This window comes from Pseudomonas sp. B10(2017) (assembly GCF_002113295.1).
Classification (GTDB): Bacteria; Pseudomonadota; Gammaproteobacteria; order Pseudomonadales; family Pseudomonadaceae; genus Aquipseudomonas; species Aquipseudomonas pudica.
Map to the genome: position 1 here is coordinate 22,538 of NZ_NEJU01000016.1, position 23,276 is coordinate 45,813.

25 protein-coding genes, 1 tRNA gene and 1 pseudogene are annotated in these 23,276 nt (G+C 62.1%); 16 read left to right on the forward strand and 11 right to left on the reverse strand.

Annotation, left to right across the window (positions count from 1 at the left end):
• Positions 1 to 60: 60 nt before the first annotated feature.
• Positions 61 to 1,503: a magnesium transporter gene (mgtE, locus tag CAF92_RS18775; RefSeq protein ID WP_046614621.1), complete on the forward strand. Its 1,443-nt coding sequence runs from the start codon at positions 61 to 63 to the stop codon at positions 1,501 to 1,503.
• 208 nt (positions 1,504 to 1,711) lie between these two features.
• Here mgtE and CAF92_RS18780 read toward each other — a convergent pair whose 3' ends face one another.
• Positions 1,712 to 2,038: an Arc family DNA-binding protein gene (locus tag CAF92_RS18780; RefSeq protein WP_012273554.1), complete on the reverse strand. Its 327-nt coding sequence runs from the start codon at positions 2,036 to 2,038 to the stop codon at positions 1,712 to 1,714.
• A 345-nt stretch (positions 2,039 to 2,383) separates the two neighbouring features.
• On the opposite strand from CAF92_RS18780, the gene phnN reads away from it, so the two are divergent.
• Positions 2,384 to 2,977: a phosphonate metabolism protein/1,5-bisphosphokinase (PRPP-forming) PhnN gene (phnN, locus tag CAF92_RS18790; RefSeq protein ID WP_085601603.1), complete on the forward strand. Its 594-nt coding sequence runs from the start codon at positions 2,384 to 2,386 to the stop codon at positions 2,975 to 2,977.
• Positions 2,978 to 3,088: 111 nt separating this feature from the next.
• Positions 3,089 to 3,165 (forward strand) — tRNA-Arg (locus tag CAF92_RS18795).
• Positions 3,166 to 3,239: 74 nt separating this feature from the next.
• Here CAF92_RS18795 and CAF92_RS18800 read toward each other — a convergent pair.
• Both CAF92_RS18800 and CAF92_RS18805 read right to left on the reverse strand, forming a co-directional pair.
• Positions 3,240 to 3,566, reverse strand: coding sequence for an AzlD domain-containing protein (locus CAF92_RS18800; protein ID WP_046614619.1), 327 nt, complete (start codon positions 3,564 to 3,566; stop codon positions 3,240 to 3,242).
• Positions 3,563 to 4,297, reverse strand: a complete 735-nt coding sequence (locus CAF92_RS18805) for an AzlC family ABC transporter permease (protein WP_085601604.1) — start codon at positions 4,295 to 4,297, stop codon at positions 3,563 to 3,565. The genes CAF92_RS18800 and CAF92_RS18805 overlap by 4 nt, the downstream gene beginning before the upstream one ends.
• Positions 4,298 to 4,418: 121 nt before the next feature.
• Between CAF92_RS18805 and CAF92_RS18810 the strand changes: the two genes are divergently transcribed.
• The gene (locus CAF92_RS18810; protein ID WP_085601605.1) at positions 4,419 to 5,297 is read left to right on the forward strand and encodes a LysR family transcriptional regulator; all 879 of its coding nucleotides are present in this window, start codon (positions 4,419 to 4,421) and stop codon (positions 5,295 to 5,297) included.
• Between the two features lie 91 nt (positions 5,298 to 5,388).
• A pseudogene (locus tag CAF92_RS18815) lies at positions 5,389 to 5,855 on the forward strand (GGDEF domain-containing protein).
• A gap of 129 nt (positions 5,856 to 5,984) precedes the next feature.
• On the opposite strand, the gene lpdA reads toward CAF92_RS18815, so the two are convergent.
• Genes lpdA through CAF92_RS18835 form a run of 4 tightly spaced genes read right to left on the reverse strand, consistent with a single transcriptional unit; the run spans position 5,985 to position 10,946 of the window.
• Positions 5,985 to 7,364, reverse strand: coding sequence for a dihydrolipoyl dehydrogenase (gene lpdA / locus CAF92_RS18820; protein WP_085601606.1), 1,380 nt, complete (start codon positions 7,362 to 7,364; stop codon positions 5,985 to 5,987).
• A gap of 2 nt (positions 7,365 to 7,366) precedes the next feature.
• Positions 7,367 to 8,653 carry a dihydrolipoamide acetyltransferase family protein gene (locus tag CAF92_RS18825; RefSeq protein WP_046614615.1) on the reverse strand — a complete coding sequence of 429 codons (1,287 nt, stop codon included), beginning with the start codon at positions 8,651 to 8,653 and terminating at the stop codon, positions 7,367 to 7,369.
• The gene (locus CAF92_RS18830) at positions 8,654 to 9,712 is read right to left on the reverse strand and encodes an alpha-ketoacid dehydrogenase subunit beta (protein ID WP_013973637.1); all 1,059 of its coding nucleotides are present in this window, start codon (positions 9,710 to 9,712) and stop codon (positions 8,654 to 8,656) included. It abuts the gene before it with no gap.
• Between the two features lies 1 nt (position 9,713).
• A complete protein-coding gene (locus CAF92_RS18835) occupies positions 9,714 to 10,946 on the reverse strand; it encodes a 3-methyl-2-oxobutanoate dehydrogenase (2-methylpropanoyl-transferring) subunit alpha (RefSeq protein ID WP_013973636.1) in 1,233 nt (410 codons plus the stop codon).
• A gap of 198 nt (positions 10,947 to 11,144) precedes the next feature.
• On the opposite strand from CAF92_RS18835, the gene bkdR reads away from it, so the two are divergent.
• The gene (bkdR, locus tag CAF92_RS18840; protein ID WP_012273540.1) at positions 11,145 to 11,630 is read left to right on the forward strand and encodes a Bkd operon transcriptional regulator BkdR; all 486 of its coding nucleotides are present in this window, start codon (positions 11,145 to 11,147) and stop codon (positions 11,628 to 11,630) included.
• A 238-nt stretch (positions 11,631 to 11,868) separates the two neighbouring features.
• Positions 11,869 to 13,209 (forward strand): MFS transporter, encoded by a 1,341-nt coding sequence (locus CAF92_RS18845; RefSeq protein WP_046614613.1) that lies wholly within the window; start codon positions 11,869 to 11,871, stop codon positions 13,207 to 13,209.
• Positions 13,210 to 13,378: 169 nt separating this feature from the next.
• On the opposite strand, the gene CAF92_RS18850 is transcribed toward CAF92_RS18845, so the two are convergent.
• The 4 genes from CAF92_RS18850 to flgA all read right to left on the reverse strand — a co-directional run bounded on the left by CAF92_RS18850 (position 13,379) and on the right by flgA (position 15,951).
• The gene (locus CAF92_RS18850) at positions 13,379 to 14,122 is read right to left on the reverse strand and encodes a flagellar brake protein (RefSeq protein WP_046614612.1); all 744 of its coding nucleotides are present in this window, start codon (positions 14,120 to 14,122) and stop codon (positions 13,379 to 13,381) included.
• A gap of 80 nt (positions 14,123 to 14,202) precedes the next feature.
• Positions 14,203 to 14,670 carry a flagella synthesis protein FlgN gene (locus CAF92_RS18855; protein ID WP_085601607.1) on the reverse strand — a complete coding sequence of 156 codons (468 nt, stop codon included), beginning with the start codon at positions 14,668 to 14,670 and terminating at the stop codon, positions 14,203 to 14,205.
• Positions 14,671 to 14,719: 49 nt separating this feature from the next.
• Complete coding sequence (flgM, locus tag CAF92_RS18860) at positions 14,720 to 15,034, reverse strand: flagellar biosynthesis anti-sigma factor FlgM (RefSeq protein WP_015271247.1); 315 nt, start codon at positions 15,032 to 15,034, stop codon at positions 14,720 to 14,722.
• 164 nt (positions 15,035 to 15,198) lie between these two features.
• Positions 15,199 to 15,951: a flagellar basal body P-ring formation chaperone FlgA gene (gene flgA, locus CAF92_RS18865; protein ID WP_046614610.1), complete on the reverse strand. Its 753-nt coding sequence runs from the start codon at positions 15,949 to 15,951 to the stop codon at positions 15,199 to 15,201.
• A gap of 77 nt (positions 15,952 to 16,028) precedes the next feature.
• Between flgA and CAF92_RS18870 the strand changes: the two genes are divergently transcribed.
• The 9 genes from CAF92_RS18870 (at position 16,029) to flgG (ending at position 23,275) form a co-directional block, all read left to right on the forward strand.
• The gene (locus CAF92_RS18870) at positions 16,029 to 16,958 is read left to right on the forward strand and encodes a chemotaxis protein CheV (protein ID WP_013973629.1); all 930 of its coding nucleotides are present in this window, start codon (positions 16,029 to 16,031) and stop codon (positions 16,956 to 16,958) included.
• A 51-nt stretch (positions 16,959 to 17,009) separates the two neighbouring features.
• The gene (gene cheR, locus CAF92_RS18875) at positions 17,010 to 17,837 is read left to right on the forward strand and encodes a protein-glutamate O-methyltransferase CheR (RefSeq protein WP_046614609.1); all 828 of its coding nucleotides are present in this window, start codon (positions 17,010 to 17,012) and stop codon (positions 17,835 to 17,837) included.
• Positions 17,838 to 18,205: 368 nt separating this feature from the next.
• The gene (gene flgB / locus CAF92_RS18880) at positions 18,206 to 18,616 is read left to right on the forward strand and encodes a flagellar basal body rod protein FlgB (RefSeq protein WP_015271243.1); all 411 of its coding nucleotides are present in this window, start codon (positions 18,206 to 18,208) and stop codon (positions 18,614 to 18,616) included.
• A 2-nt stretch (positions 18,617 to 18,618) separates the two neighbouring features.
• The gene (gene flgC / locus CAF92_RS18885; protein WP_003257260.1) at positions 18,619 to 19,062 is read left to right on the forward strand and encodes a flagellar basal body rod protein FlgC; all 444 of its coding nucleotides are present in this window, start codon (positions 18,619 to 18,621) and stop codon (positions 19,060 to 19,062) included.
• A 15-nt stretch (positions 19,063 to 19,077) separates the two neighbouring features.
• Complete coding sequence (flgD, locus tag CAF92_RS18890; protein ID WP_085601608.1) at positions 19,078 to 19,782, forward strand: flagellar hook assembly protein FlgD; 705 nt, start codon at positions 19,078 to 19,080, stop codon at positions 19,780 to 19,782.
• A gap of 31 nt (positions 19,783 to 19,813) precedes the next feature.
• Complete coding sequence (flgE, locus tag CAF92_RS18895) at positions 19,814 to 21,169, forward strand: flagellar hook protein FlgE (RefSeq protein ID WP_046614607.1); 1,356 nt, start codon at positions 19,814 to 19,816, stop codon at positions 21,167 to 21,169.
• 72 nt (positions 21,170 to 21,241) lie between these two features.
• Positions 21,242 to 21,427, forward strand: coding sequence for a hypothetical protein (locus CAF92_RS18900; protein WP_046614606.1), 186 nt, complete (start codon positions 21,242 to 21,244; stop codon positions 21,425 to 21,427).
• A gap of 274 nt (positions 21,428 to 21,701) precedes the next feature.
• Positions 21,702 to 22,442 (forward strand): flagellar basal body rod protein FlgF, encoded by a 741-nt coding sequence (locus CAF92_RS18905; RefSeq protein ID WP_085601609.1) that lies wholly within the window; start codon positions 21,702 to 21,704, stop codon positions 22,440 to 22,442.
• A 47-nt stretch (positions 22,443 to 22,489) separates the two neighbouring features.
• Positions 22,490 to 23,275, forward strand: a complete 786-nt coding sequence (gene flgG, locus CAF92_RS18910; protein WP_015271239.1) for a flagellar basal-body rod protein FlgG — start codon at positions 22,490 to 22,492, stop codon at positions 23,273 to 23,275.
• Position 23,276: the final 1 nt, after the last annotated feature.

Sequence of the window (23,276 nt, forward strand, 5' to 3'; positions counted from 1 at the left end):
AGAAAGATCTGACCGATTGATTCTCCCGGCGTGCTCCGCTGCTGGGAGTGGAGTTCGCCTATGACTGAAGTAGAAGTAAAAAAAGCGCAGGAAAGCCTGCAGGACCGCCTGGCCCAGGTGGTCGAACTGCTGCAACGCCAGCGCGTGGTCGAAGACCTGACCCACCGTCAGGAAGGCGCCCACAACGACCTGGTGGAAAACCTGGTCCACCGCCAGAACCTCGTCGAGCTGCAGCGCAAGCTCGATGACCTGCACCCCGCCGACATCGCCTACATCCTTGAAGCCTTGCCACTGGAAGACCGCCTGACGGTCTGGCAGCTGGTGCGCTCGGATCGCGATGGCGACATCCTGCTGGAAGTGTCCGACGCCGTGCGGCAATCGCTGATCGCCGACATGGACGATCACGAACTGCTCGCCGCCGCCAAGGAAATGGACGCCGACGAACTGGCCGACCTGGCTCCTGAGCTGCCGCGTGACGTTGTTCACGAGCTGATGGAAACCCTCGATGCGCAGCAACGCGAGCGCGTGCGTTCGGCGCTGAGCTACGACGAGGAGCAGGTTGGTGCGTTGATGGACTTCGAGATGGTCACCATCCGCGAAGACGTCAGCCTCGAAGTGGTGTTGCGCTACCTGCGCCGTTTGAAAGAACTGCCGAACCACACCGACAAACTGTTCGTGGTGGACTATGACGGTATTCTGAAGGGCGTATTGCCGATCAAGCGCTTGCTGGTCAACGACCCGGAGAAGAAGGTGGCGGAGGTCATGGCGACCGACCCGGTTTCCTTCCACCCCGACGAAGATGCCTATGACGCGGCGCAGGCCTTCGAGCGTTATGACCTGGTATCTGCGCCGGTCGTGGACAAGAACGAACGCCTGATCGGCCGCTTGACCATCGACGAAATGGTCGACCTGATTCGTGAAGAAAGTGAAAGCGAAGTGCTGAACATGGCCGGTTTGCGCGAGGAAGAAGACATCTTCGCCTCGGTCTGGCGTTCGCTGCGCAACCGCTGGGCCTGGTTGGCCATCAACCTGATTACCGCTTTCGTTGCGTCGCGTGTGATCGGCCTGTTCGAAGGTTCGATCGAGAAGCTGGTCGCCCTGGCTGCGCTGATGCCGATCGTGGCGGGTATTGGTGGCAACTCCGGTAACCAGACCATCACCATGATCGTGCGCGCCATGGCGCTGGACCAGGTGTCGCCGGGCAATACCAGCCGCCTGATGCGCAAGGAGCTGGCGGTATCGCTGCTCAACGGCCTGATCTGGGGCGGGGTGATCGGTGCGGTGGCGTTCTGGTTGTATGGCAGCTGGTCGTTGGGCTTGGTGATGACTGCGGCGATGACCTTGAACCTGCTGTTGGCGGCCTTGATGGGGGTGTTGATCCCGATGACCCTGACACGCCTGGGGCGCGACCCGGCGATGGGCTCCAGCGTGATGATTACCGCGGTTACCGATAGTGGCGGGTTCTTCATCTTCCTCGGCCTGGCCACACTGTTCCTGCTGTAACCGATTAGGTCTCTGTGGGAGCGGCCTTGTGTCGCGAAAGGGCTGCGAAGCAGCCCCGGAAATTTGTGCGGCGCTGCAGACATCGTGGGGCCGCTCTGCGGCCCTTTGGCGACACAGGGCCGCTCCCACGGAAATAGTGATCCCACAGCCGTGGTGAGCCCACAAAAAAGCCAGCTTTCGCTGGCTTTTTTGTGTTCGGCTGCAAACCTCAGGAGGCGTCGGTAGCCATTTCCACATCGTGAGCGATGAGGGCGACCAGCGCGTTCTGCTGGCGGTGCGACAGTTGACGGAAGCGTTGCAGCAACTCGCGTTCATGCAGGGACAGTTCGGGGCTGTCCAGGCGCATGCTCAACTCGTCACCCAACGCACCTTCCTGGATAAGGCTCTGTTCCAGGCGCGCGATGATTTCGGAGTTCATGCTGCGGTGATGGTTGCGCGCTACCTCGGCAATGCGCTCACGCATCCCGTCTGGCAGGCGGACGACGAACTTGTCAGCGGTGCGGCTCGAATAAATAGCCTGTTTCATTGGGCGCATATAAATTGACCGGATTTTGGTTCAGGGGAAGCGGTTCTCAAATTGGCCGCACGGGGTGGTAGTACGACCGTAGCGACGATGAAATGTTCAACCGTCTGTGAAAAATGGATGCTCATCTTGCCTCATGGTCGCCGTTTCCTTGGCGTCAATTCTGTGACAAATAGTGAGCCGGATAAAGGCTTTGTGCCAGTACCAATTATCAGAAATGAGTACTGGTTTGAAAAGTTTTACATGCTCAGGCTTACTCGATCGTCAGACTTTTGCCGTCAAAAACTGGTAAAACGCAGCAAAAGGCCGGTAAACGCCCTAGAATGTGCCGATTTCCCTCCATAGAGCATAGTGGCTATGCAACATGACGCAAGCGACCGCCAATCAGGGACGGGCCGGTTGATATATCTGGTAGGACCGTCGGGTTCCGGGAAAGATTCCCTGATCGACGCTTCTCGTGAGCGGTTGGCAGCCGCGGGGGTGGAAATCGCCCGTCGCGTCATTACCCGGTCGGCCGAAGCAAAGGGCGAAGCCGCCCATGGAGTTACGTCCGAACAGTTCGAAGCACTGCGCGAGCAAGGGGCGTTTGCCATGCATTGGCGGGCCAATGGTCTGGATTACGGTATCCCACTACAGGTGGACCGGTGGCTGGCGGAGGGCAGGGCGGTGCTGGTGAATGGTTCGCGGGCATATCTGGCCGAGGCACGCCGGCGCTACCCGAACCTGTTGGCAGTGCTGATCGAGGTCAGGCACGAGGTATTGCGCGAGCGCCTGGTGGCCCGCGGCCGGGAAAGCGCAGAGGAAGTCGAGCAGCGCCTGGCACGAAATGCACGCTTGCAGGCGCTGGCCGATCCGTCGCTGCATGTGCTGGACAACTCCACCACCCTGGAAACCGCGGTCGAGGGACTGTTCGTGCTGCTGCGTGATGAAGGCGTGCTGCCACAGGTGTAGCATTGGCAGAAAAGGATTACGCGAAAAAGCCCGCTTGAGGCATGACAAACGCCAGCGTGCTGGTTAACATGCTGGCCGTCCTGCTGTGCAGCGTCCGCTGTCGGCACTTGCGTCTCAGTAGCTCAATTGGATAGAGCATCCCCCTCCTAAGGGGAAGGTTGCAGGTTCAATTCCTGCCTGGGACGCCATTTCCTTTCGTTCCCTTACCGCGTCCACCCAGTGTTGATGACGCGAAATCGGGAAGCCTTGAACCTGCGTATTTCTACATCCCCAGATGCTTCAAGGCCCACAGCACTCCCATGCCCACAATCAGCGTCAGCATTGTGCTGCGCGTGCGCCACGCCACCAGCGCGGCCAATATTGCTGCCGGTATCTGCGGGTTCATCCAGTCGAACCCCGCCTGCCGATCGGGCAACACCACTGCCGGCAGTACCAAGGCGGCCAGCACGCTGGCCGGCACATACGCCAGGGCGCGGCGAAACAGTGGGGGGATGCGCAATACCGTATGCAACTCGATGAACGACAAGCGGATGGCGAAGGTGCCCAGGCCGATCAGAATGAAGGTTATCCACTGGGTCGTTTCGCTCATGATGCTTCCTGTTCGGTATTGGCTGCTGCCGCAGATTGCTGCTTTTGCCAGTTCTCGATGGCCAGCCCGGCGATGATGCCGCCCAGCGCGCCAGTCAGCAGGCCGAGGTTGTAGGGCAGGTTGGCGGCCAGCACGGCGAGCACGCCGCCGGTCAACGCTGCGCCAAGCGTGGCCGCATTGCGAATGCCAGGTACCAAAAGCGCCAGGAATGACAATGGAATTGCAAAGCCCAGCGACCAGTCCTCAGGGATGCTCGCGCCCAGGTACATGCCCGCCAGCACCGAGAGGTTCCAGCCGAAGAACATGGTGATTGCCGTACCGGCATAGTAGGGGTAGGCAGACTGCCCGAGCCCGCCCGAGCCCATCTTCAGCGTGCACAGGGCGAAGGACTGGTCTGACAGCATGTACGCCATCGGCCACTTGTGGCGACGCGGCAGCTGGCCCAGGTGTGGCGCCAGGCTGGCGCTGTACATCAGGAAGCGCAAATTGATCACCAGCGCGGTGACTACCATGGTCACCGGCAGGGCAGCGCTTTGCATCAGCTGCATCACTACCATTTGCGCGGACCCGGAGTAGAACAGCAAGGTCATGCCGATGGCATCGGTTGGCGACAGGCCTATGCCGATCGCCGTCACCCCGGTGATCAGGCCGAAGGGCACGATGCCGGAGGTCAATGGCAGGGCGCTGTGGGCACCTTGCCTGAACGCTTGGGTCCCGCTTGGATACGGCATTTGAAATCCTTGAAAGTGTGCAGACGGTGCAAGGGCGGCACGTCCACGTTAATGCGCGCGACAGTTGGCCTCAACGTCAGATTTCTGGAATAGTAGGCCTAAAAAAAATAGGCCTGAAAGCGTGTACCTCGATACTCCTACCCGGCACTCGCTGCAGCTCAATGCCCTGCGTGCCTTCGAAGCTTCAGCCCGCCTGGGCGGTTTTGCCCGTGCCGCACTCGAACTGAAGGTGACCCCGGGGGCCATCGCCGCCCTGGTCAAGACCCTGGAAAGCGAATACGGCGCGGCCTTGTTCGAGCGCCACGCAAAAGGCGTGCGCCTGACGCCCTTGGGCGAAAGCGTGAAAGGCCAGTTCACCGAGGCGTTCGACGCCGTGGAGGCCGCTGCGCGCACGCTGCGCCGTCTGGCCGCACCACAGCGGGTGCATATCGTCACATCGCCTGCCCTGGCGCAGTTGTGGATCGGGCCACGCCTGCCGGAACTGACCCGACTGCTGGCACCCATCGAGATCTCGGTGACGGCGGTGGATGAACCGCCCAACCTGAAGCGCAGCCCGTTCGACCTGTGCCTGTTCTACACCGAAAAACCCGAGCGCTGGCAACGCAGGATAGCCACGGAAGAAATCCTGCCCGTGTGTGTGCCGGCCTTGGCCGCCAGCATCGCCAAGCCCGAGGACCTTGCCGACGCCCGTTGCATTGCCGACGTGGGCTGGAACGACTGGGCAGTGTGGACGGGAGCGGTGATGCCCGGGCACAAGTTCGTTGCCCGCGGGCCGGGGTTTTCCCTGTACTCGATCGCCTTGCAGCAAGCGCTGCTGGCCGCCGGGGTGCTGATAGGGCGCAGAAGCCTGGTGCAGCGCTACCTCGACAGCGGCGAACTGGTCGCCCCCATCGACCTCGCGGTGCCACTGGGTGTGACCATCGCCGCATGGCGGCTGCCAGGTGCCAAGGGCAACCAGGTGGTTGCTGCAGTGGAGGAGGCGCTGTTGCATCTGGCTTGAACGTCCTCAATCCATGCCCGTCCTCAGCACCGCCAAAACAGGGCGTCGGGGCTATTCTGTTCGGGTGCGCCAGGAGCCAGGGGGAGCGTCCATGAGTCAGGAAACCCGGCCGGTACCCACCGGCTTCAGTGAACACCAGTTGCATACGTTGTTCGATCTGATCAGCGAAGGCATCTGGGACTGGAATGCCCTAACAAGCGCCTGGTGGCGCAACTGGAGCAGAGGAACCAGTCCCTGGAAAGCCAGGTGGCCGAACGCACCCGCGAGCTGTCCTGGGTGAACCAGCAACTGCAGCGGCAGCAGGACCTGCTGGCGCGCTGGGGTGGGGACGAGTTCGTCGTCGTATTGCCGCAGGCCTCGCTGGGCGAGGCGCTGGAGGTGGCAGCACGCTTGCGTCAGGCGATGGTGCAGGTGGAGCCGGTGGGCGATTGCCGGCTGACCATGAGCTACGGCGTGGTGCAATGGCAGGAAGGAGAGGACCAGCATGCACTGCTGGCGCGTGCCGACACGGCGCTGTACCGCGCCAAGGGGAACGGCAAGAACGCGATAGCCCAATAGATCGCGATCATTGTGGGAGCGGCCGCGGTGGTTTCAGGTTTTGTGTTGGACCGCCGTAAGGCCTGAACGAAAAAAGACCCGCAACGCCTTGGGGCGCTGCGGGCCAAATCGGCCTCGGCCGCTTCAGTGTCAGATATGCAGGGCGTGGCCCAAGGCGCGCAGTGCCGCTTCCTGTACCGCCTCACCCAGTGTCGGGTGGGCATGGATGGTGCCGGCCACATCCTCCAGGCACGCGCCCATCTCCAGCGACTGGGCAAACGCCGTCGACAACTCGGAAACCGCCACGCCAACCGCCTGCCAACCCAGGATCAGGTGGTTGTCACGGCGCGCCACCACTCGCACGAAACCGCTTTTCGATTCCAGGCTCATGGCCCGGCCATTGGCGGCAAACGGGAACTGCGCGACGATGCAGTCCAGCCCTTGCTGGCTGGCTTGCTCCGGGGTCTTGCCGACTACCACCACTTCCGGGTCGGTGAAACACACCGCGGCGATCGCGCTGGGTTCGAAACGGCGTGCCTTGCCGGCGATGATCTCGGCGACCATCTCGCCCTGGGCCATGGCCCGGTGCGCCAGCATCGGTTCGCCGGCCACGTCGCCGATGGCCCAGACGTTGCGCATGCTGGTCTGGCAGCGCTCGTCGATGGCGACGGCGGCGCCGTTCATCTTAAGGTCCAGGCACTCCAGGTTGAAGCCTTGTGTGCGCGGCCTACGGCCCACGGCCACCAGCACCTGGTCGGCTTCCAGGCGCAGTTGGCCACCCTGGCCATCACGGGCCAGCAGGCAGCCACCTTCGTAACCTTCGACGCTATGGCCCAGGTACAGGGTGATGCCCAGCTTCTTCAGCGATTCGGCCACGGGGGCGGTCAGCTCGCTGTCGTAGGTCGGCAGGATGCGCTCGCGCGCCTCCACCACGCTGACCCGAGCGCCCAGCTTGCGGTAGGCGATGCCCAGCTCCAGGCCGATGTAGCCGCCGCCCACCACTACCAGGTGCTGCGGCAGGGTTTTCGGCGCCAGGGCTTCGGTCGAGGAAATGATCGGCCCGCCCAGTGGCAGCATCGGCAGTTCGACACTGCTGGAGCCAGTGGCCAGCAACAGGTGCTCGCACTGGATACGCTGGCCATCGACCTCGACCTGCTTGCCGTCGAGCACTTTCGCCCAGCCATGGATCACCTTGACCCCGTGCTTTTTCAGCAGGGCTGCGACGCCGGTGGTCAGGCGGTCGACGATGCCGTCCTTCCAGGCCACGCTCTGGCCAATCTCCAGGCGCGGCGAGGCGACGCTGATGCCCAGCTCCGACGGGCCGGCAAAGCGCGAAGTCTGGTGGAACTGCTCGGCCACGTGGATCAGCGCCTTGGACGGGATGCAGCCGATATTCAGGCAGGTACCGCCCAGTGCCTGGCCTTCCACCAGCACGGTGGGGATGCCCAGTTGCCCGGCGCGGATGGCAGCCACGTAGCCGCCAGGGCCGCCGCCGATGATCAACAGGGTAGTCTGGATAGTCTCTTGCATGCTCACTCCACGAACAGGCAGGCGGGTTGTTCGAGCAGGCCGCGCACGGCCTGGATGAACAGCGCGGCGTCCATGCCATCGACCACGCGGTGGTCGAACGAGCTGGACAGGTTCATCATCTTGCGCACGACGATCTGGCCATCGATCACCACAGGTCGCTCGACCATGCGGTTGACGCCGACGATCGCCACTTCCGGGGTGTTGACCACCGGCGTGCTGACGATGCCGCCCAGGGCGCCCAGGCTGGTCAGGGTGATGGTCGAACCGGACAGCTCGTCGCGGCTGGCCTTGTTGTTGCGGGCAGCGTTGGCCAGTCGCGAGATCTCGCCTGCGTTGCTCCACAGGCTGCCAGCTTCGGCATGGCGCAGCACCGGTACCATCAGGCCGTTGTCGCCCTGGGTGGCGATACCCACATGTACCGCGCCATGGCGGGTGATGACCTGGGCTTCGTCGTCATAGGTGGCGTTGATCTGCGGGAAATCGCGCAGTGCCACGACAAGGGCACGCACCAGGAACGGCAGCAGGGTCAGCTTGCCGCGGCTGTCGCCATGCTTGCTGTTGAGTTGCTGGCGCAGGGCTTCCAGGGCGGTGACATCGATTTCTTCCACATAGCTGAAGTGCGCGACCCGGCGCTTGGCGTCCTGCATGCGCTGAGCGATCTTGCGGCGCAGGCCGATCACCGGCACCTGCTCGCTGTCGGTGCGCTTGGCATAGCCGCTCGGGGCTTGTCCGCCGGCGCTGTGCGGCTTGCTCATGAAGGCGTCGAGGTCTTCGTGCAGGATGCGCCCGGCCGGGCCGCTGCCATGCACGTAACGCAGTTCGATACCTGCATCCAGAGCACGCTTGCGCACCGCCGGCGAGGCCAGCGGCTTGTCGCCTGGCTGGCGTGGCACGATCGGGGCTGCCTCGTGGTTGACGGGCGTCTGGTACGCGGCCGGTCTTGCTTCCTTCTGCGGCTCTGGCTTGGCGGCTACCGGGGCATCGGGGGCCTCGACCTGTTCGCGCTTGGGCACATCCTTGGTAGGCACATCCACATGGTTGCCGCTGCCTTCCACTTCGATGCGGATCAGCTCGCTGCCGACCGCCATCACTTCACCTGGTTGCCCACCCAGTGCCAGCACCTTGCCGCTGACCGGCGAAGGGATTTCCACGGTGGCCTTGTCGGTCATGACGTCGGCGACTACCTGGTCTTCGGCGATCATGTCACCGACCTTGACGAACCACTCGACCAACTCGACCTGCGCGATGCCTTCGCCAATGTCCGGCATCTTGATGACGTGCGTGCCCATTCAGACCTCCATGACCTTTTTCAATGCCGCACCTACCCGCGAAGGCCCTGGGAAGTAAGCCCATTCCTGTGCGTGTGGGTAGGGGGTGTCCCAGCCGGTGACGCGCTCGATCGGCGCCTCCAGGTGGTGGAAGCAGTGTTCCTGCACCAGCGACACCAGTTCGGCGCCGAAACCGCAGGTGCGGGTAGCCTCGTGTACCACCACGCAGCGGCCAGTCTTTTTCACCGACTCGACGATGGTGTCCAGGTCCAGCGGCCACAGGCTGCGCAGGTCGATCACCTCGGCGTCGACGCCGGTTTCTTCGGCGGCCACCTGGGCCACGTACACCGTGGTGCCGTAGGTCAGCACGGTCACGTCATTGCCGGGGCGGGTAATGGCCGCCTTGTCCAGCGGCACGCTGTAGTAGCCATCGGGCACGGCGCTTTGCGGGTGCTTCGACCACGGCGTGACAGGGCGGTCGTGGTGGCCGTCGAACGGGCCGTTGTACAGGCGCTTGGGTTCCAGGAAAATCACCGGGTCATCGCATTCGATCGAGGCGATCAGCAGGCCCTTGGCGTCATAGGGGTTGGACGGCATGACAGTGCGCAGGCCGCACACCTGGGTGAACATCGCTTCCGGGCTCTGGCTGTGTGTCTGGCCGCCATAGATCCCGCCACCGCAGGGCATGCGCAGGGTGAGCGGGGCGATGAATTCGCCGGCCGAACGGTAACGCAGGCGCGCCATCTCGGAAACGATCTGGTCGGAGGCCGGGTAGAAATAGTCGGCGAACTGGATTTCCACCACCGGGCGCAGGCCGTAGGCACCCATGCCCACGGCGGTGCCGACGATACCGCTCTCGGAGATCGGCGCGTCGAACACACGGGACTTGCCGTACTTGTTCTGCAGGCCTTCGGTGCAGCGGAACACGCCGCCGAAGTAGCCGACGTCCTGGCCGTAGATAACCACATTGTCGTCGCGCTCGAGCATGACATCCATGGCCGAGCGCAGGGCCTGGATCATGGTCATGGTAGTGGTGGCCATGGCGGTTTCCGGGTTGATGCTGTTGTTGTGGTCGTTCATCTCAAACCCCCAGTTCCTGGCGTTGACGGCGCAGGTGGTCGGGCATTTCCTTGTACACGTCCTCGAACATCGAGGCGGCACTCGGGATGTGACCATTGGCCAGGGTGCCGTACTGCTCGGCTTCTTTCTGCGCGGCGATCACCGCGGCTTCCAGCTCGGCAGTGGTGGCCTGGTGCTCTTCCTCGGACCAGTGGCCGATCTTGATCAGGTGCTGCTTCAGGCGGGCGATCGGGTCGCCGAGCGGGAAGTGGCTCCAGTCATCGGCCGGGCGGTACTTGGACGGGTCGTCCGAAGTGGAATGCGGGCCGGCACGGTAGGTGACCCATTCGATCAGGCTCGGGCCCAGGCCGCGACGGGCGCGTTCTGCGGCCCAGCGCGAAGCGGCGTACACGGCGACGAAGTCGTTGCCGTCAACCCGTAGCGAGGCAATGCCGCAACCCACGCCACGGCCGGCGAAGGTGGTCGACTCGCCACCGGCGATGGCCTGGAAGGTGGAGATCGCCCACTGGTTGTTGACCACGTTGAGGATCACCGGGGCACGGTACACGTGGGCGAAGGTGAGGGCGGTGTGGAAGTCCGACTCGGCGGTTGCGCCGTCGCCGATCCACGCCGAGGCGATCTTGGTGTCGCCCTTGATCGCCGAAGCCATGGCCCAGCCGACCGCCTGCACGAACTGGGTCGCCAGGTTGCCGCTGATGGTGAAGAAGCCGGCCTCGCGTACCGAATACATGATCGGCAGCTGGCGGCCCTTGAGCGGGTCGCGCTCGTTGGACAGCAGCTGGCAGATCATCTCGACCAGCGACACGTCGCGGGCCATCAGGATGCTTTGCTGGCGGTAGGTGGGGAAGCACATGTCGGTGCGGTTCAGGGCCAGGGCCTGGCCGCTGCCGATGGCCTCTTCACCCAGGCTCTGCATGTAGAAGGACATCTTCTTCTGGCGCTGGGCGACCACCATGCGGCTGTCGAAAATCCGCGTCTTGAGCATGGCGCGCATGCCCTGGCGGAGAACTTGCGGGTCGATGTCTTCGGCCCACGGGCCTTGCGCGTCGCCTTGCTCGTCGAGCACGCGGATCAGGCTGTAGGACAGGTCCGCAGTGTCGGCAGCGTCGACATCGACTGGCGGTTTACGGGCTTGACCTGCATCGTTCAGGCGCAGGTAGGAGAAATCGGTCTGGCAGCCTGGCCGGCCGGTAGGCTCGGGCACATGCAAACGCAGGGGGGCGTACTCGTTCATGCTTTTTACGCTCGCTCGGGTATTTGTTTTTGTGAGCTCTGAAGCGGCCGCCGCTGAGTACCGGCTTGTGACTGGTAGGTCAGCGTCCCCTACATCTTAGTGGGCCAGCAGGAGAATTTTTCTCTCAAGTTGATTGCCTTTGCCGAGCAGGGCAGATAAACATTCCGCATAAACACAAAAAACCGGTGATTTTGTCTCATGCGCAAACTCGATCGTACCGATATCGGCATTCTCAACAGCCTGCAAGAAAATGCCCGCATCACCAACGCCGAGCTGGCCCGCTCGGTGAACCTGTCCCCCACACCCTGCTTCAACCGAGTGCGGGCAATGGAGGAACTGGGGGTGATCCGCCAGCAGGTGACCTTGCTGTCGCCCGAAGCGCTGGGGCTGGATGTGAACGTGTTCATTCATGTGAGCCTGGAGAAGCAGGTGGAGCAGTCGTTGCACCGCTTCGAGGAAGAGATCGCCGAGCGCCCCGAAGTGATGGAGTGCTACCTGATGACGGGCGATCCGGACTATCTGTTGCGGGTGCTGCTGCCCAGCATCCAGGCGCTGGAACGGTTTCTCGATTACCTGACGCGGCTGCCAGGGGTGGCCAACATCCGTTCCAGCTTCGCCTTGAAGCAGGTGCGCTACAAGACGGCCCTGCCGTTGCCGGCCAATGGCATGACCTTGCGGGAATAGAGGCAGCTTGATCTTCTTCCTGACGGAGAAGAGGCAGGCTGCCCCTTTGTCTGGTGAACAATGAATGTAAACGCTGGGAGCGCAGTCCGGTCTCATGCAAGTGCACGATCACGACATGACCGACACTGGACGCGCCCTTGATTCACGATTTGTCTGGCAGGGGACTGCGCCGCAGCAGTTTTGCTTTTATGCTTGGCTGCAACCCATCGCCACCTGACCCGGGAGCCGCAAGGGACTTATGCGAAATATATGGAAGCCGTTTCAGTCGTTGTATTTCGCCGCGCTGATGATGTTGATCGGCTCGGGCCTGCTCAGTACCTACCTGGCCCTGCGCCTGGCAGCCGATCATGTCGACAGCCTGTGGGTGGGTGCCTTGATGGCGGCCAACTACTTCGGCCTGGCTGTAGGCGGCAAGGTCGGCCATCGGTTGATTGGCCGGGTAGGGCACATTCGCGCCTATGCCACTTGCGCCGGCATCGTCGGCGCGGCGGTGCTCGGCCATGGCCTGACCAGCTGGTTGCCAGCCTGGGTCGGGCTGCGGATGATCGTCGGCCTGGGGATGATGTGTCAGTACATGGTCATCGAGAGCTGGCTGAACGAGCAGGCTGATGTGAAGCATCGCGGCGCGGTATTCAGCGGCTACATGATCGCCTCGTACCTGGGCCTGGTGCTCGGCCAGCTGATCCTGGTGGTGCACCCACAGCTTGGCCTGGAGTTGCTGATGCTGGTGGCCATGTGTTTCACCCTGTGCCTGGTACCGGTCGCGATGACCCGGCGCATTCACCCGGCGCCGTTGCGCCCGGCACCCATGGAGCCGAAGTTCTTCATCAAGCGCGTGCCGCAGTCGCTCAGCACGGTGCTGGGTTCGGGGTTGATCGTCGGCTCGTTCTATGGCCTGGCGCCTTTGTATGCCTCCAGCCAGGGCATGACTACCGAGCAGGTTGGTCTGTTCATGGGTAGCTGCATTTTTGCCGGCCTGTTGGTGCAGTGGCCGCTGGGCTGGTTGTCTGACCGCTATGATCGGGCCGTGCTGATCCGCAGCGTGGCGGTGGGGTTGGCGCTGGCCTCGGCGCCGCTGGCAATGTTGCCCAGCGTGCCGCTGGAGTTGCTGTTTGGCATAGGCTTCGTGATTTCGTTGCTGCAATTCTGCCTGTACCCGCTGGCTGTGGCGTTTTCCAACGACCATGTGGAAAGCGAACGGCGGGTGTCGCTGACCGCGATGCTGCTGGTGACCTACGGCGTGGGCGCGTGTATCGGGCCGCTGGCCGCAGGTGTGCTGATGAAGGTGCTGGGCCCGCAGATGCTGTATGCCTTCTTCGTGTTCTTTGCCCTGGTGCTGGTGTGGCGCATCCGGCCGAAGGCGGTTACCGGGCTGCATCAGGTGCAGGATGCACCTTTGGGCCACGTTGCCATGCCGGCTGCAGGTTCACCGTTGTCGGCGGCGCTGGACCCACGGGTGGATGAGCAGACGGTGCAGGAGGTAATGCAGGCGCCGGTGGCGGCGGAGGATACCGAGGCGGAAGAGAAGGGGGCTGACAAGCAGCCTGAGCCGGAAGGTGAGGTCAGCAAGTCGGTGTAGATCTATGCCGGCCTCTTCGCGGGTGAACCCGCTCCCACAGGAAGCCGCGCCGGGCTCAAGGCATGCGCTGTACCTGTGGGAGCGGGCGAGCCCGCGAAGAGGCCGGCAGAGGAGAAGCACCAATGACAACGCCACCTTGATAGGTGGCGTTTTTGTACTCGATCGACAATCAATAGTCGTCTTTGTCGAACCGCCGCGCTTCACGCTGCAACTGGTACACGAAGCTCTCGACCTTGCGCTGCGCCTGCCCGTTGAGGTTGTGGAAGCGCACCCCGGCAAAGGTGGTGTTGATCCGCTCTTCATAGTGCAGGTGACGCAGCTCGACCATGGTGTCGACCAGGCCCAGCGGGTTACCCGCCTTGAATCGCTCGTACACCTGGCCCAGTTGCAGGCGATCTTCGACATTGCCTTCGAAGCGCAGCTTGCAGCCGGTGGCGGAGATGTCCAGCAGCTTGCCACGCAGGGCGCCGTTGCCCTTGAGGTGGGTACCATCAAGGATGATATCGACCAGCTGCGACAGCTTCAGCGCGGCACGGAAGGCGTTGCGGCGCTGGTGGTAGGTCATTTCCTGGGGCATGGCGCCGCGGTAGCAACGGTGGCCGTCGACTTCGCTGATCTTCAGCTCGTGGTTACAGTCCCAGGCGATACGCACGCCATCGTGGAAGCCTTCGACGCGAAAGTGTTCGCCGTTCTCGATGAACTTCTCACCGTCGCGCGGGATCATCTCGTCCAGCGCCAAGGTGTTGCTTTCACGGTCCACGTGCACCACGTAGCTCTGGAAGCGCTGGCTGCGGTCGTGGAAGGTGATGATCAGAGGGTCATGGCTTTCCTGCAGCTGCCGCAAGTTGGCCGCAATCTCCAAAGGGGTGTTCAGCACCTTTGGCGGCTGCGGGGCATCGGATTCATTGAACACGGCTTATCGTTCTCCAGGCAAAAGCGACACACGCAATTAACGGCATTTTGCCAGTATGTTCCGTGCCTTGATAGAAAAAATCACACTTGGCTGAGCGCCCGTGGCTTGGCCAGTGGCGAGGTGCTGCCGCGGCTGTCGTAGAGCGAAGGGGCTTCGCCGCCCATGAGGATCCGGATCTGGTTGTTGGTGACGTGTTGCTGCACCTGGATGATCCGGCCATTGGTCTCGTTGAGCTGCTGGCAGGCTTGCATCAGCTGGCTGATCACATCGAGTTGTTGCAGTAGCAGCTCACCGTTCGGCGATTGTGCCGCCACGGCTTCCACTCCGGCGCGATCAGGGCTCAGGCCAAGGCTGGCAAGCAGGTTGTTGCGCCGCAGGCCTTGCTGCTCCAGCAGCACGATCAAAGACTGCTTGCGGGCCAGGATGTTCTCCAGTGGCGCCATGTCGCGGCCATGCAGGGCGATCGCTTCTTTTTGCAGAAGCTCCAGCAGTTCCTGCATGGGGGCAATGTCATCTTCGATCAGTTGCAGCAAGGTGGTGTCGTGCATGGCTAACTCTTGGCTTTTCTAGCGTCCATGAAGTCAGCGCGCCGAACGGTCAGCGCTGGGCTTCGAAATCGAGCAGTTTGCTGGCGACCCGGCCGGCATCGACCTGGTAGCTGCCGTCGGCGATCGCCTGTTTCAACTGGGCCACACGGGCACTGTTGACCACCGGCTCGTCGCGCAGCTTGTCGCTGATCTTCTGCAACTGCTGGGCCTCTTGGCTGAGGTGTACCGCTTCTCCGCTGGCGCTGGTGGCGGTTGCCGCTTCCTGGCTGGCTGCCGGTTTTTCGGCGCTGCCGCTCGCGGTGTTGCCGCGCACGCCGCCCGTTACGGACGGAGAGTTATTCAAACGACTGAAGTCGATGACCATGATCAGAAACCTCTGGGTATTTGGACGCTTGCCTTGTTTTCGGCCAACCCGAAAGAAACTTTAGGCACAAATGCATAGCCGCCTGTCAGCAAGCTCGCGAACCCGTTTTCTGACACAGTTTAGGAAAAGCGGTTCCTCACCGCCAGCGCAAATCAATGGGCTGGCTACATACTTACCTCGACCTGGCCGGGGCCGGTCACCCTGGCTTTGATTACCCGTTTGGAATTGAGATTGCGCACCCGGATCTGTTCGCTCAGGCCGCCCTTGCTCAGGGCTTCTCCGGGCATGCGCACACTCAGGCTGCCACTGCGGGCGATGATCACCACGTGGTCGCCCTTGCGCACCACCTCGGCCTGTTCCAGATGTTGCGGGGTGAGTACCTGGTCGATCACCGTGGGGCGCAGCATCTTCATGCCCACCGCCTGTTCCAGTTCGGTCAAAAAGCCTTGGCCCAGGGTGCCGACATCGCGCTCGCGCAGGGCCACGTCGCCTTCGCCCACCACGTTGTCGCGCTTGAGCGGCCGGGTCACCACCACCACATCGCGGAACAGCCGCACGGTGGCCGGCACGAATACGGTCCATGGCGCAGTGCCTTCGCAGCGTACCTTTACCGTGACGCGGCCCAGCGGCTGGGCCGGGCTTTCCAGCGAGGCGTCCAGCTGCTGGCTGCACAGCGGCATGCGCAGGCGCGGGTCCAGTGGGTTGACCTGGATCTCGTAACGGCCGGCGGTCTGGGTGGTGGCCAGATAATCTTCGACGCTGAATTCAAGAAACCCTTGAGTGACACCGATAAGCTGTTCAGGCAAGGTAAACGCGTCCGCTACCGTGCGAGCGCCGGGCACCATCAGGCACAGCATGGCCAGCGAGCCAGTCAGCAGGCGTGTCAATCGTCGGAAAAATGTCGTTTTCGTGTACATGGCGCTCAAAAAAGCAAAGCCCGTGCCGACTCGCTACCTGAGTTGCAACGAAAGGCTGAAACATAAAGGAGTCTGGCATGGCAGGTGTTATGGATTCGGTCAACCAGCGCACGCAGCTGGTGGGGCAGAATCGCCTGGAATTGCTGCTGTTCCGCCTCAATGGCGAGCAGCTTTACGGCATCAACGTATTCAAGGTCAGGGAGGTGCTGCAATGCCCTGCGCTGACCCTGCTGCCCAAGGCGCACCCGGTGGTGCGCGGTGTTGCCAATATTCGCGGGGCGACCATCCCGATCCTCGACCTGTCGATGGCCACCGGGTTGCGGCCGCTGCAGGAAGACACGCGCAACAGTTTCGTGATCATCACCGAGTACAACACCAAGACCCAGGGCTTCCTGGTGCACTCGGTGGAGCGCATCGTCAACATGAACTGGGAAGAAATCCATCCGCCACCCAAGGGCACCGGCCGTGACCACTACCTGACGGCGGTCACCCGGGTGGACAACCGCATGGTCGAGATCATCGATGTGGAGAAGGTGCTGGCCGAAGTGGCGCCGTCGTCCGAATCGGTGTCGGCCGGGGTGATCGATGCCGAGGTGCAGGACAAGGCCGTGCTGTTGCGGGTGCTCACCGTCGACGATTCGTCGGTGGCGCGCAAGCAGGTCAGCCGCTGCCTGCAGACCGTGGGGGTCGAGGTGGTAGCGCTCAACGACGGCCGTCAGGCCCTGAACTACCTGCGCCAGCTGGTGGATGAGGGCAAGAAGCCGGAAGAAGAGTTCCTGATGATGATCTCGGACATTGAAATGCCGGAAATGGACGGTTATACGCTGACGGCGGAGATCCGCAGCGATCCGCGCATGCAAAAATTGCACATCTGCCTGCATACTTCGCTTTCCGGGGTGTTCAACCAGGCGATGGTCAAGAAGGTCGGTGCCGATGACTTCCTGGCCAAGTTCAAGCCGGACGACCTGGCCCAGCGGGTAGTCGACCGGATCAAGGCAGCGCATTGAAGCAGCCGGGGGCAGGCCCCCGGCACCAGTGATTTAAAAGAGGCGGCAGTAGTGTCTACGGGTAATTTGGATTTCGAACAGTTCCGGGTCTTCCTGGAGAAAGCCTGTGGCATCCTGCTGGGCGAGAATAAGCAGTACCTGGTCTCCAGCCGTCTCAACAAGCTGATGGAGCAACAGGGCATCAAGAGTCTGGGCGAGCTGGTTCAGCGGATCCAGGCCCAGCCGCGCGGCGGCTTGCGTGAGCAGGTGGTCGATGCCATGACCACCAACGAGACCCTGTGGTTTCGCGATACCTATCCGTTCGAGGTGCTGAAGAACAAGGTCATACCCGAGTTCATCCGCAACAACCCCGGCCAGCGCCTGCGCATGTGGTCGGCGGCCTGTTCGTCGGGGCAGGAGCCGTATTCCATCTCGATGGCCATCGACGAATTCGAGCGCAGCAACCTCGGCCAGTTGAAGATGGGCGCGCAGATCGTTGCCACCGACCTGTCCGGCACGATGTTGACCAACTGCAAGACCGGCGAGTACGACAGCCTGGCGATTGCCCGTGGCTTGTCCCAGGAGCGCCTGCAGCGCTACTTCGACACCAAGGGGGCGGGGCGCTGGGCAGTCAAGCCTGCGATTCGCAGCCGCGTCGAGTTCCGCTCGTTCAACCTGCTCGACAGCTATGCCAGCCTGGGCAAGTTCGATGTGGTGTTCTGCCGTAACGTGCTGATCTACTTCTCGGCGCAGGTGAAGAAGGACATCCTGTTGCGTATCCACAGTACCTTGAAGCCGGGCGGGTATCTGTTCCTCGGGGCTTCCGAGGCGCTGAACGGGCTGCCGGACCATTACCAGATGGTGCAGTGCAGCCCGGGAATCATCTACCAGGCGAAGTAAGCACAAAGGCCGGCAGCGAAAGTTGCCGGCCTTTTTGTTTGCCTGTGCCGGCCTCTTCGCGGGCATGCCCGCTCCCACAGGTACCGCGCCGACCTTGAAAGCTGTGCAGAACCTTGTGGGAGCGGGTTTACCCGCGAAGAGGCCGGCACAGGAGAAATGCTGACGTCAATTTTTTGTTTTGCCGCTTTTGCCGCCCGGCAATTGCCGCTTTCGCCGCCCAAGGCGGAAGGCCTTTGCCGCTTTTCTGGCATCACTCTGACAGCATCTCGTCCTGCAAGCCCGTATTTCCGGGGTTTCTGTTGGTTGGCACAGCACTTGCTATACCTTGCCCAACGATATTCCGGTCAACCTCCGAAGGTTTCCCCGACATGAGCATCAGTTTCGACAAGGCGCTTGGTATTCACGAAAAGGCCCTGGGCTTCCGCGCTCAGCGTGCCGAAGTGCTGGCCAACAACATCGCCAACGCCGACACGCCCAACTACAAGGCGCGCGACATGGACTTCGCCTCGGTGCTCGCTGCCGAAAGCGACAAGCAGCAAAGCGGCGGCCGTTTCAGCCTGGATCGTACCAACAGCCGCCATATCGAGGCCGAGGGCCTGGCCATGGCTGACGATACCCTCAAGTACCGCACGCCAACGCAGCCGTCGATCGACCAGAACACCGTGGACGCGCAGATCGAGCAATCGAACTACACCGAAAACGCCGTCGGCTTCCAGGCCAGCTTCACCTTGCTCAACAGTAAATTCAAAGGGCTGGTTTCGGCCCTGCGGGGAGAATGACCATGTCCCTTTCCAGTGTCTTCAATATTGCCGGTAGCGGCATGAGTGCGCAGAACACGCGCCTGAACACCGTTGCGTCCAACATCGCCAACGCCGAGACCGTTTCCTCGAGCATCGATCAGACCTACCGCGCCCGCCACCCGGTGTTCGCCACCACCTTCCAGGACGCGCAGGCCGGCGGCAGCCAGTCGCTGTTCGAAGACCAAGGCGAGGCAGGGCAGGGCGTGCAGGTAAAAGGCATCGTCGAGGACCAGAGCAACCTGGAGGCCCGTTACGAGCCCAACCACCCGGCGGCGAACAAGGATGGCTACGTCTACTACCCGAACGTCAACGTGGTTGAGGAGATGGCTGACATGATCTCCGCCAGCCGCGCGTTCCAGACCAATGCCGAGCTGATGAACACGGCCAAGGCCATGATGCAGAAGGTCCTGACCCTCGGTCAGTGATAAGGAAACCAGACCATGGCAATCGATACCAACGGTGTGAACCTCAACGACGTGCTGGCGGCGTCGGGTGTAGGTACCAGCACGAAGAAGACCACGGACACCGCATCCAAGACCGGCAATGACTCGCTCGGCAAGGACGCGTTCCTGCAATTGCTGGTCACCCAGATGCAGCACCAGAACCCGCTGGACCCACAGGACAACGGTGAATTCGTTGCCCAGTTGGCGCAGTTCAGCAGCCTGGAAGGTATTACCTCACTGAATGAATCGGTCAACTCCATCACCAGCGCCATGGCCTCGTCCCAGGCCCTGCAGGCATCGTCGCTGGTCGGGCGTTCGGTGGTGGTGCAGAACGACAAGGCCGTGGTCGACACCGCAGAAAGCTTCAATGCGCAGTTCGTCGTACCACAAGCCATCGGTGAAGCGAAGATCACCATCAAGGACAAGGACGGCAATACCGTCAAGACCATCGAGCTGGGTGAACAGAAAGCCGGTTACGCCGACTTCATCTGGGACGGTACCAACAACAGTGGCGAAAAAGTCGACCCTGGTACCTACACCTTCACTGCCACCACCACGGTGGATGGCAAGTCGGTGCAGATGAACACGCTGTTGCCAGCCAAGGTGACCAGCGTCAGTTTCAGCGCCGCCGGCGAAATGGTGCTCAACCTCGCCGGTGTCGGCAAAGTGTCCCTCTCCGACGTGCAAACCATCGGTATCTAAGGCCCGCTAGAGCGGCAAAAGGAGCGAATTCATGTCTTTCAATATCGGCCTTAGCGGTCTGTACGCAGCAAACAAGCAACTGGATGTCACTGGCAACAACATCGCCAACGTCAACACCAACGGCTTCAAGTCGTCGCGTGCCGAGTTCGCCGATGTCTATGCAGGTTCCAACCGCCTGGGCGTGGGCAAGAACCAGGTAGGTAACGGCGTGCGCCTGGCAGCTGTTTCCCAGCAGTTCACCCAGGGTGACGTCAATACCACCGGCAACGTGCTGGACATGGGGATTCAGGGGCAGGGCTTCTTCGTGCTGTCTGATAACGGCTCGCGCGTGTACACCCGTGCCGGTGCTTTCCAGGCCAGCAAGGACAACTTCGTGGTTACCTCGGATGGCCTGCGCCTGCAGGGCTATGCCGCCGACTCGACTGGCAAGATCCAGAAGGGTGTGCTGACCGATCTTCAGATCGATACGTCGTCGCTGCAGCCAAAGGCAACGTCCCTGATCGACCAGGGCATCAACCTGAACTCTTCGGCCGCCGACATTCCGTTGGAAGTGGATGATGGTACTGGCGCGATGGTGCCGAACCTGCCGTTCGATCCTTCCGATCAGACGACTTACACCAAGTCTTTCCCGACCAAGGTGTACGACAGCCAGGGTAACGAGCACACCATGGAGCAGTTCTATCGCAAGACTGGCACCAATGAGTGGACCATGTACACCCTGGTCGATGGGCGCAACCCGTTTTCGCCATCCTCCACCGCGCCGCTGACTGGCACCATCAGCTTCAACAGCGATGGTTCGGTCAAGAGCATGACTGCGGACAATACCGGCCACCCGGCGGGCTCGTCGTTCACCGTGACCAACAACACCTTCACCATGACTGGCTGGGTGCCGGCGGTTGAAGATTCTGCGGGTAACTGGATCTCCAACGGCGCGGTGGGCAATGCCGATGGCATGCGCCTGGCGATGAACAGCACCACCTCCTACAACACCGAGACCGCGCGCATGTCGCAGTCCCAGGACGGCTACGCGACCGGTATCCTGTCGAGCCTGAGCATCGACTCGACGGGTGTGCTGTTCGCCAGCTTCAGCAACCAGCAATCCCGCGCCATTGGCCAGGTGGCCCTGGCCAGCTTCGCCAACGAGCAGGGCCTGCAGCAGATTGGTGGTACCCGCTGGACCGAAACCTACACGTCCGGCATCCCGGGCATCGATGCGCCGAAGACAGGTACCCTGGGCAGCGTCGAGTCCAACGCGCTGGAAGGCTCGAACGTGAACCTGACGCAGGAGCTGGTAGAGCTGATCAAGGCGCAGAGCAACTACCAGGCGAACGCCAAGACTATCTCCACTGAAAGCACCATCATGCAGACCGTCATCCAGATGGCCTGATGGTCGCTGGCTGAGTGCATGTGGGCGAACCCCTTTGTCATGAAGGGGTTCGTCGTCTTTGCCGGAGGGGTCATGAAAAGGCTGGTTGTCACATTGGTCGCTGCTTTTTGCCTGTACCAGGCCCAGGCCGGTACCGCGCCCTGGTGGCGCTGGGAAAGCCAGGTGGATGGGCGCCTGGTCTGCTCGCAATGGCCGCCGGGGGAGGGCTGGAAGAAATTCGCCGGGCCTTACAGCAATGGTGGTTGCCGCGAGCCTTGAATAAACCTGTACCGGCCTCTTCGCGGGTGAACCCGCTCCCACAGGTGCCGCGCTGTACCGGTGGGAGCGGGTCCACCCGCGAAGAGGCCGGTACAGGTTTGCCGCCATCGGCAACCAAGCGCCGGATAACCGGCGTCCAACACACCGACTGCCCCCTCGAAAGCCCGTATCCACGGGCTTTTTCATGATTTCGCAAAGTTGGTTCGGAACTTGCTTTCTAGCTCGCATAGCAACGGCGAGCGGCAAACGACCGCCAGTGCAATGGAGGATGACTGTGGACAAGATGCTTTACGTGGCCATGACCGGTGCCAGCCAGAATGCGCTGGCGCAGAAGGCGCACGCCAACAACCTGGCGAACATTTCCACCAACGGTTTCCAGCGAGACCTGGAGCAGGCTCGCTCGATGCCGGTGTTCGGCGACAGCTTTCCGTCGCGCGCCTTTGCCATGACCGAGCGCCCGGCCACCGACTTCAGCGAAGGTCCGATGGTGGAAACCGGCCGCGATCTGGATGTGACGGTGACCGGCAAGGGCTTCATCGCCGTGCAGGCGCCCGATGGCAGTGAAGCCTACGTACGCACCGGCAGCCTGAACATCGATGCCCTCGGTGTGCTGCGTGCCGGCAACGGCATGCCGGTAATCGGCAACGGCGGCCCGATTGCGATTCCGCCAGAGCAGAAGGTCGAAGTCGGCGCCGATGGCACCATCAGCATCCGCTCCATGGGGGAAGACCCGCGAGTGATGGCCGAAGTCGACCGCATCAAGCTGGTCAACCCCGATACCAAAGGCCTGACCAAGAGCCTGGATGGCCTGATCCATACCCGCGACGGCCAACCGGCCGACGCCGACGTCAATGTACGGGTGGTATCGGGCTTCCTGGAAGGCAGCAATGTCAACGCCGTGGAAGAAATGACTTCGGTACTGGCGCTGTCCCGTCAATTCGAACTGCACGTCAAGATGATGAACGCGGCCAAGGAAGGCGACGAAGCCATGGCGCGTGTTTTGCAAATCGGCTAATCACTTTTGAACGGGTGCCGTAAAACAGGCGCACGAGGAGAACTTACATGCTTCCGGCTCTTTGGGTCGCTAAAACCGGCCTGTCCGCCCAGGACACCAACCTGACGGTCATCTCCAACAACCTGGCCAACGTCTCGACCACCGGCTTCAAACGGGATCGCGCCGAGTTCCAGGACCTGCTGTACCAGATCAAACGCCAGCCAGGCGCGCAGTCCACCCAGGACAGCGAGCTGCCTTCCGGCCTGCAGGTCGGTACTGGTGTGCGCATTGTCGGCACCCAGAAGAACTTCCAGACCGGTAGCCTGCAGACCACGGAAAACCCGCTGGACATGGCGGTCAACGGTCGTGGCTTCTTCCAGGTATTGCAGCCGGACGGCACCGTTTCGTACACCCGTGACGGTACCTTCCACCTGAACTCCGACGGCCAGATCGTCACCGCCAACGGCTTTGCGCTGGAGCCTGCCATCGTCGTGCCGAACGACGCGCAGACCTTCACCGTCGGCCAGGACGGCACCGTGTCGATCACCACCGCCGGCAACCCGGCTGCGCAGGTGATCGGCAACATCCAGACCGCCGACTTCATCAACCCGGCCGGCCTGCAGGCGATTGGCGACAACCTGTTCCTCGAGACCGCCGCCAGTGGCGCGCCGCAAGTCGGCACCCCGGGCCTGAACGGTTTCGGCACCACCCTGCAGCAGACCCTGGAAAACTCCAACGTCAGCACCGTGGAAGAGCTGGTGAACATGATCACCACCCAGCGTGCCTACGAGATGAACTCCAAGGTCATTTCCACCGCTGACCAGATGCTGTCGTTCGTTACTCAACAGCTCTGAA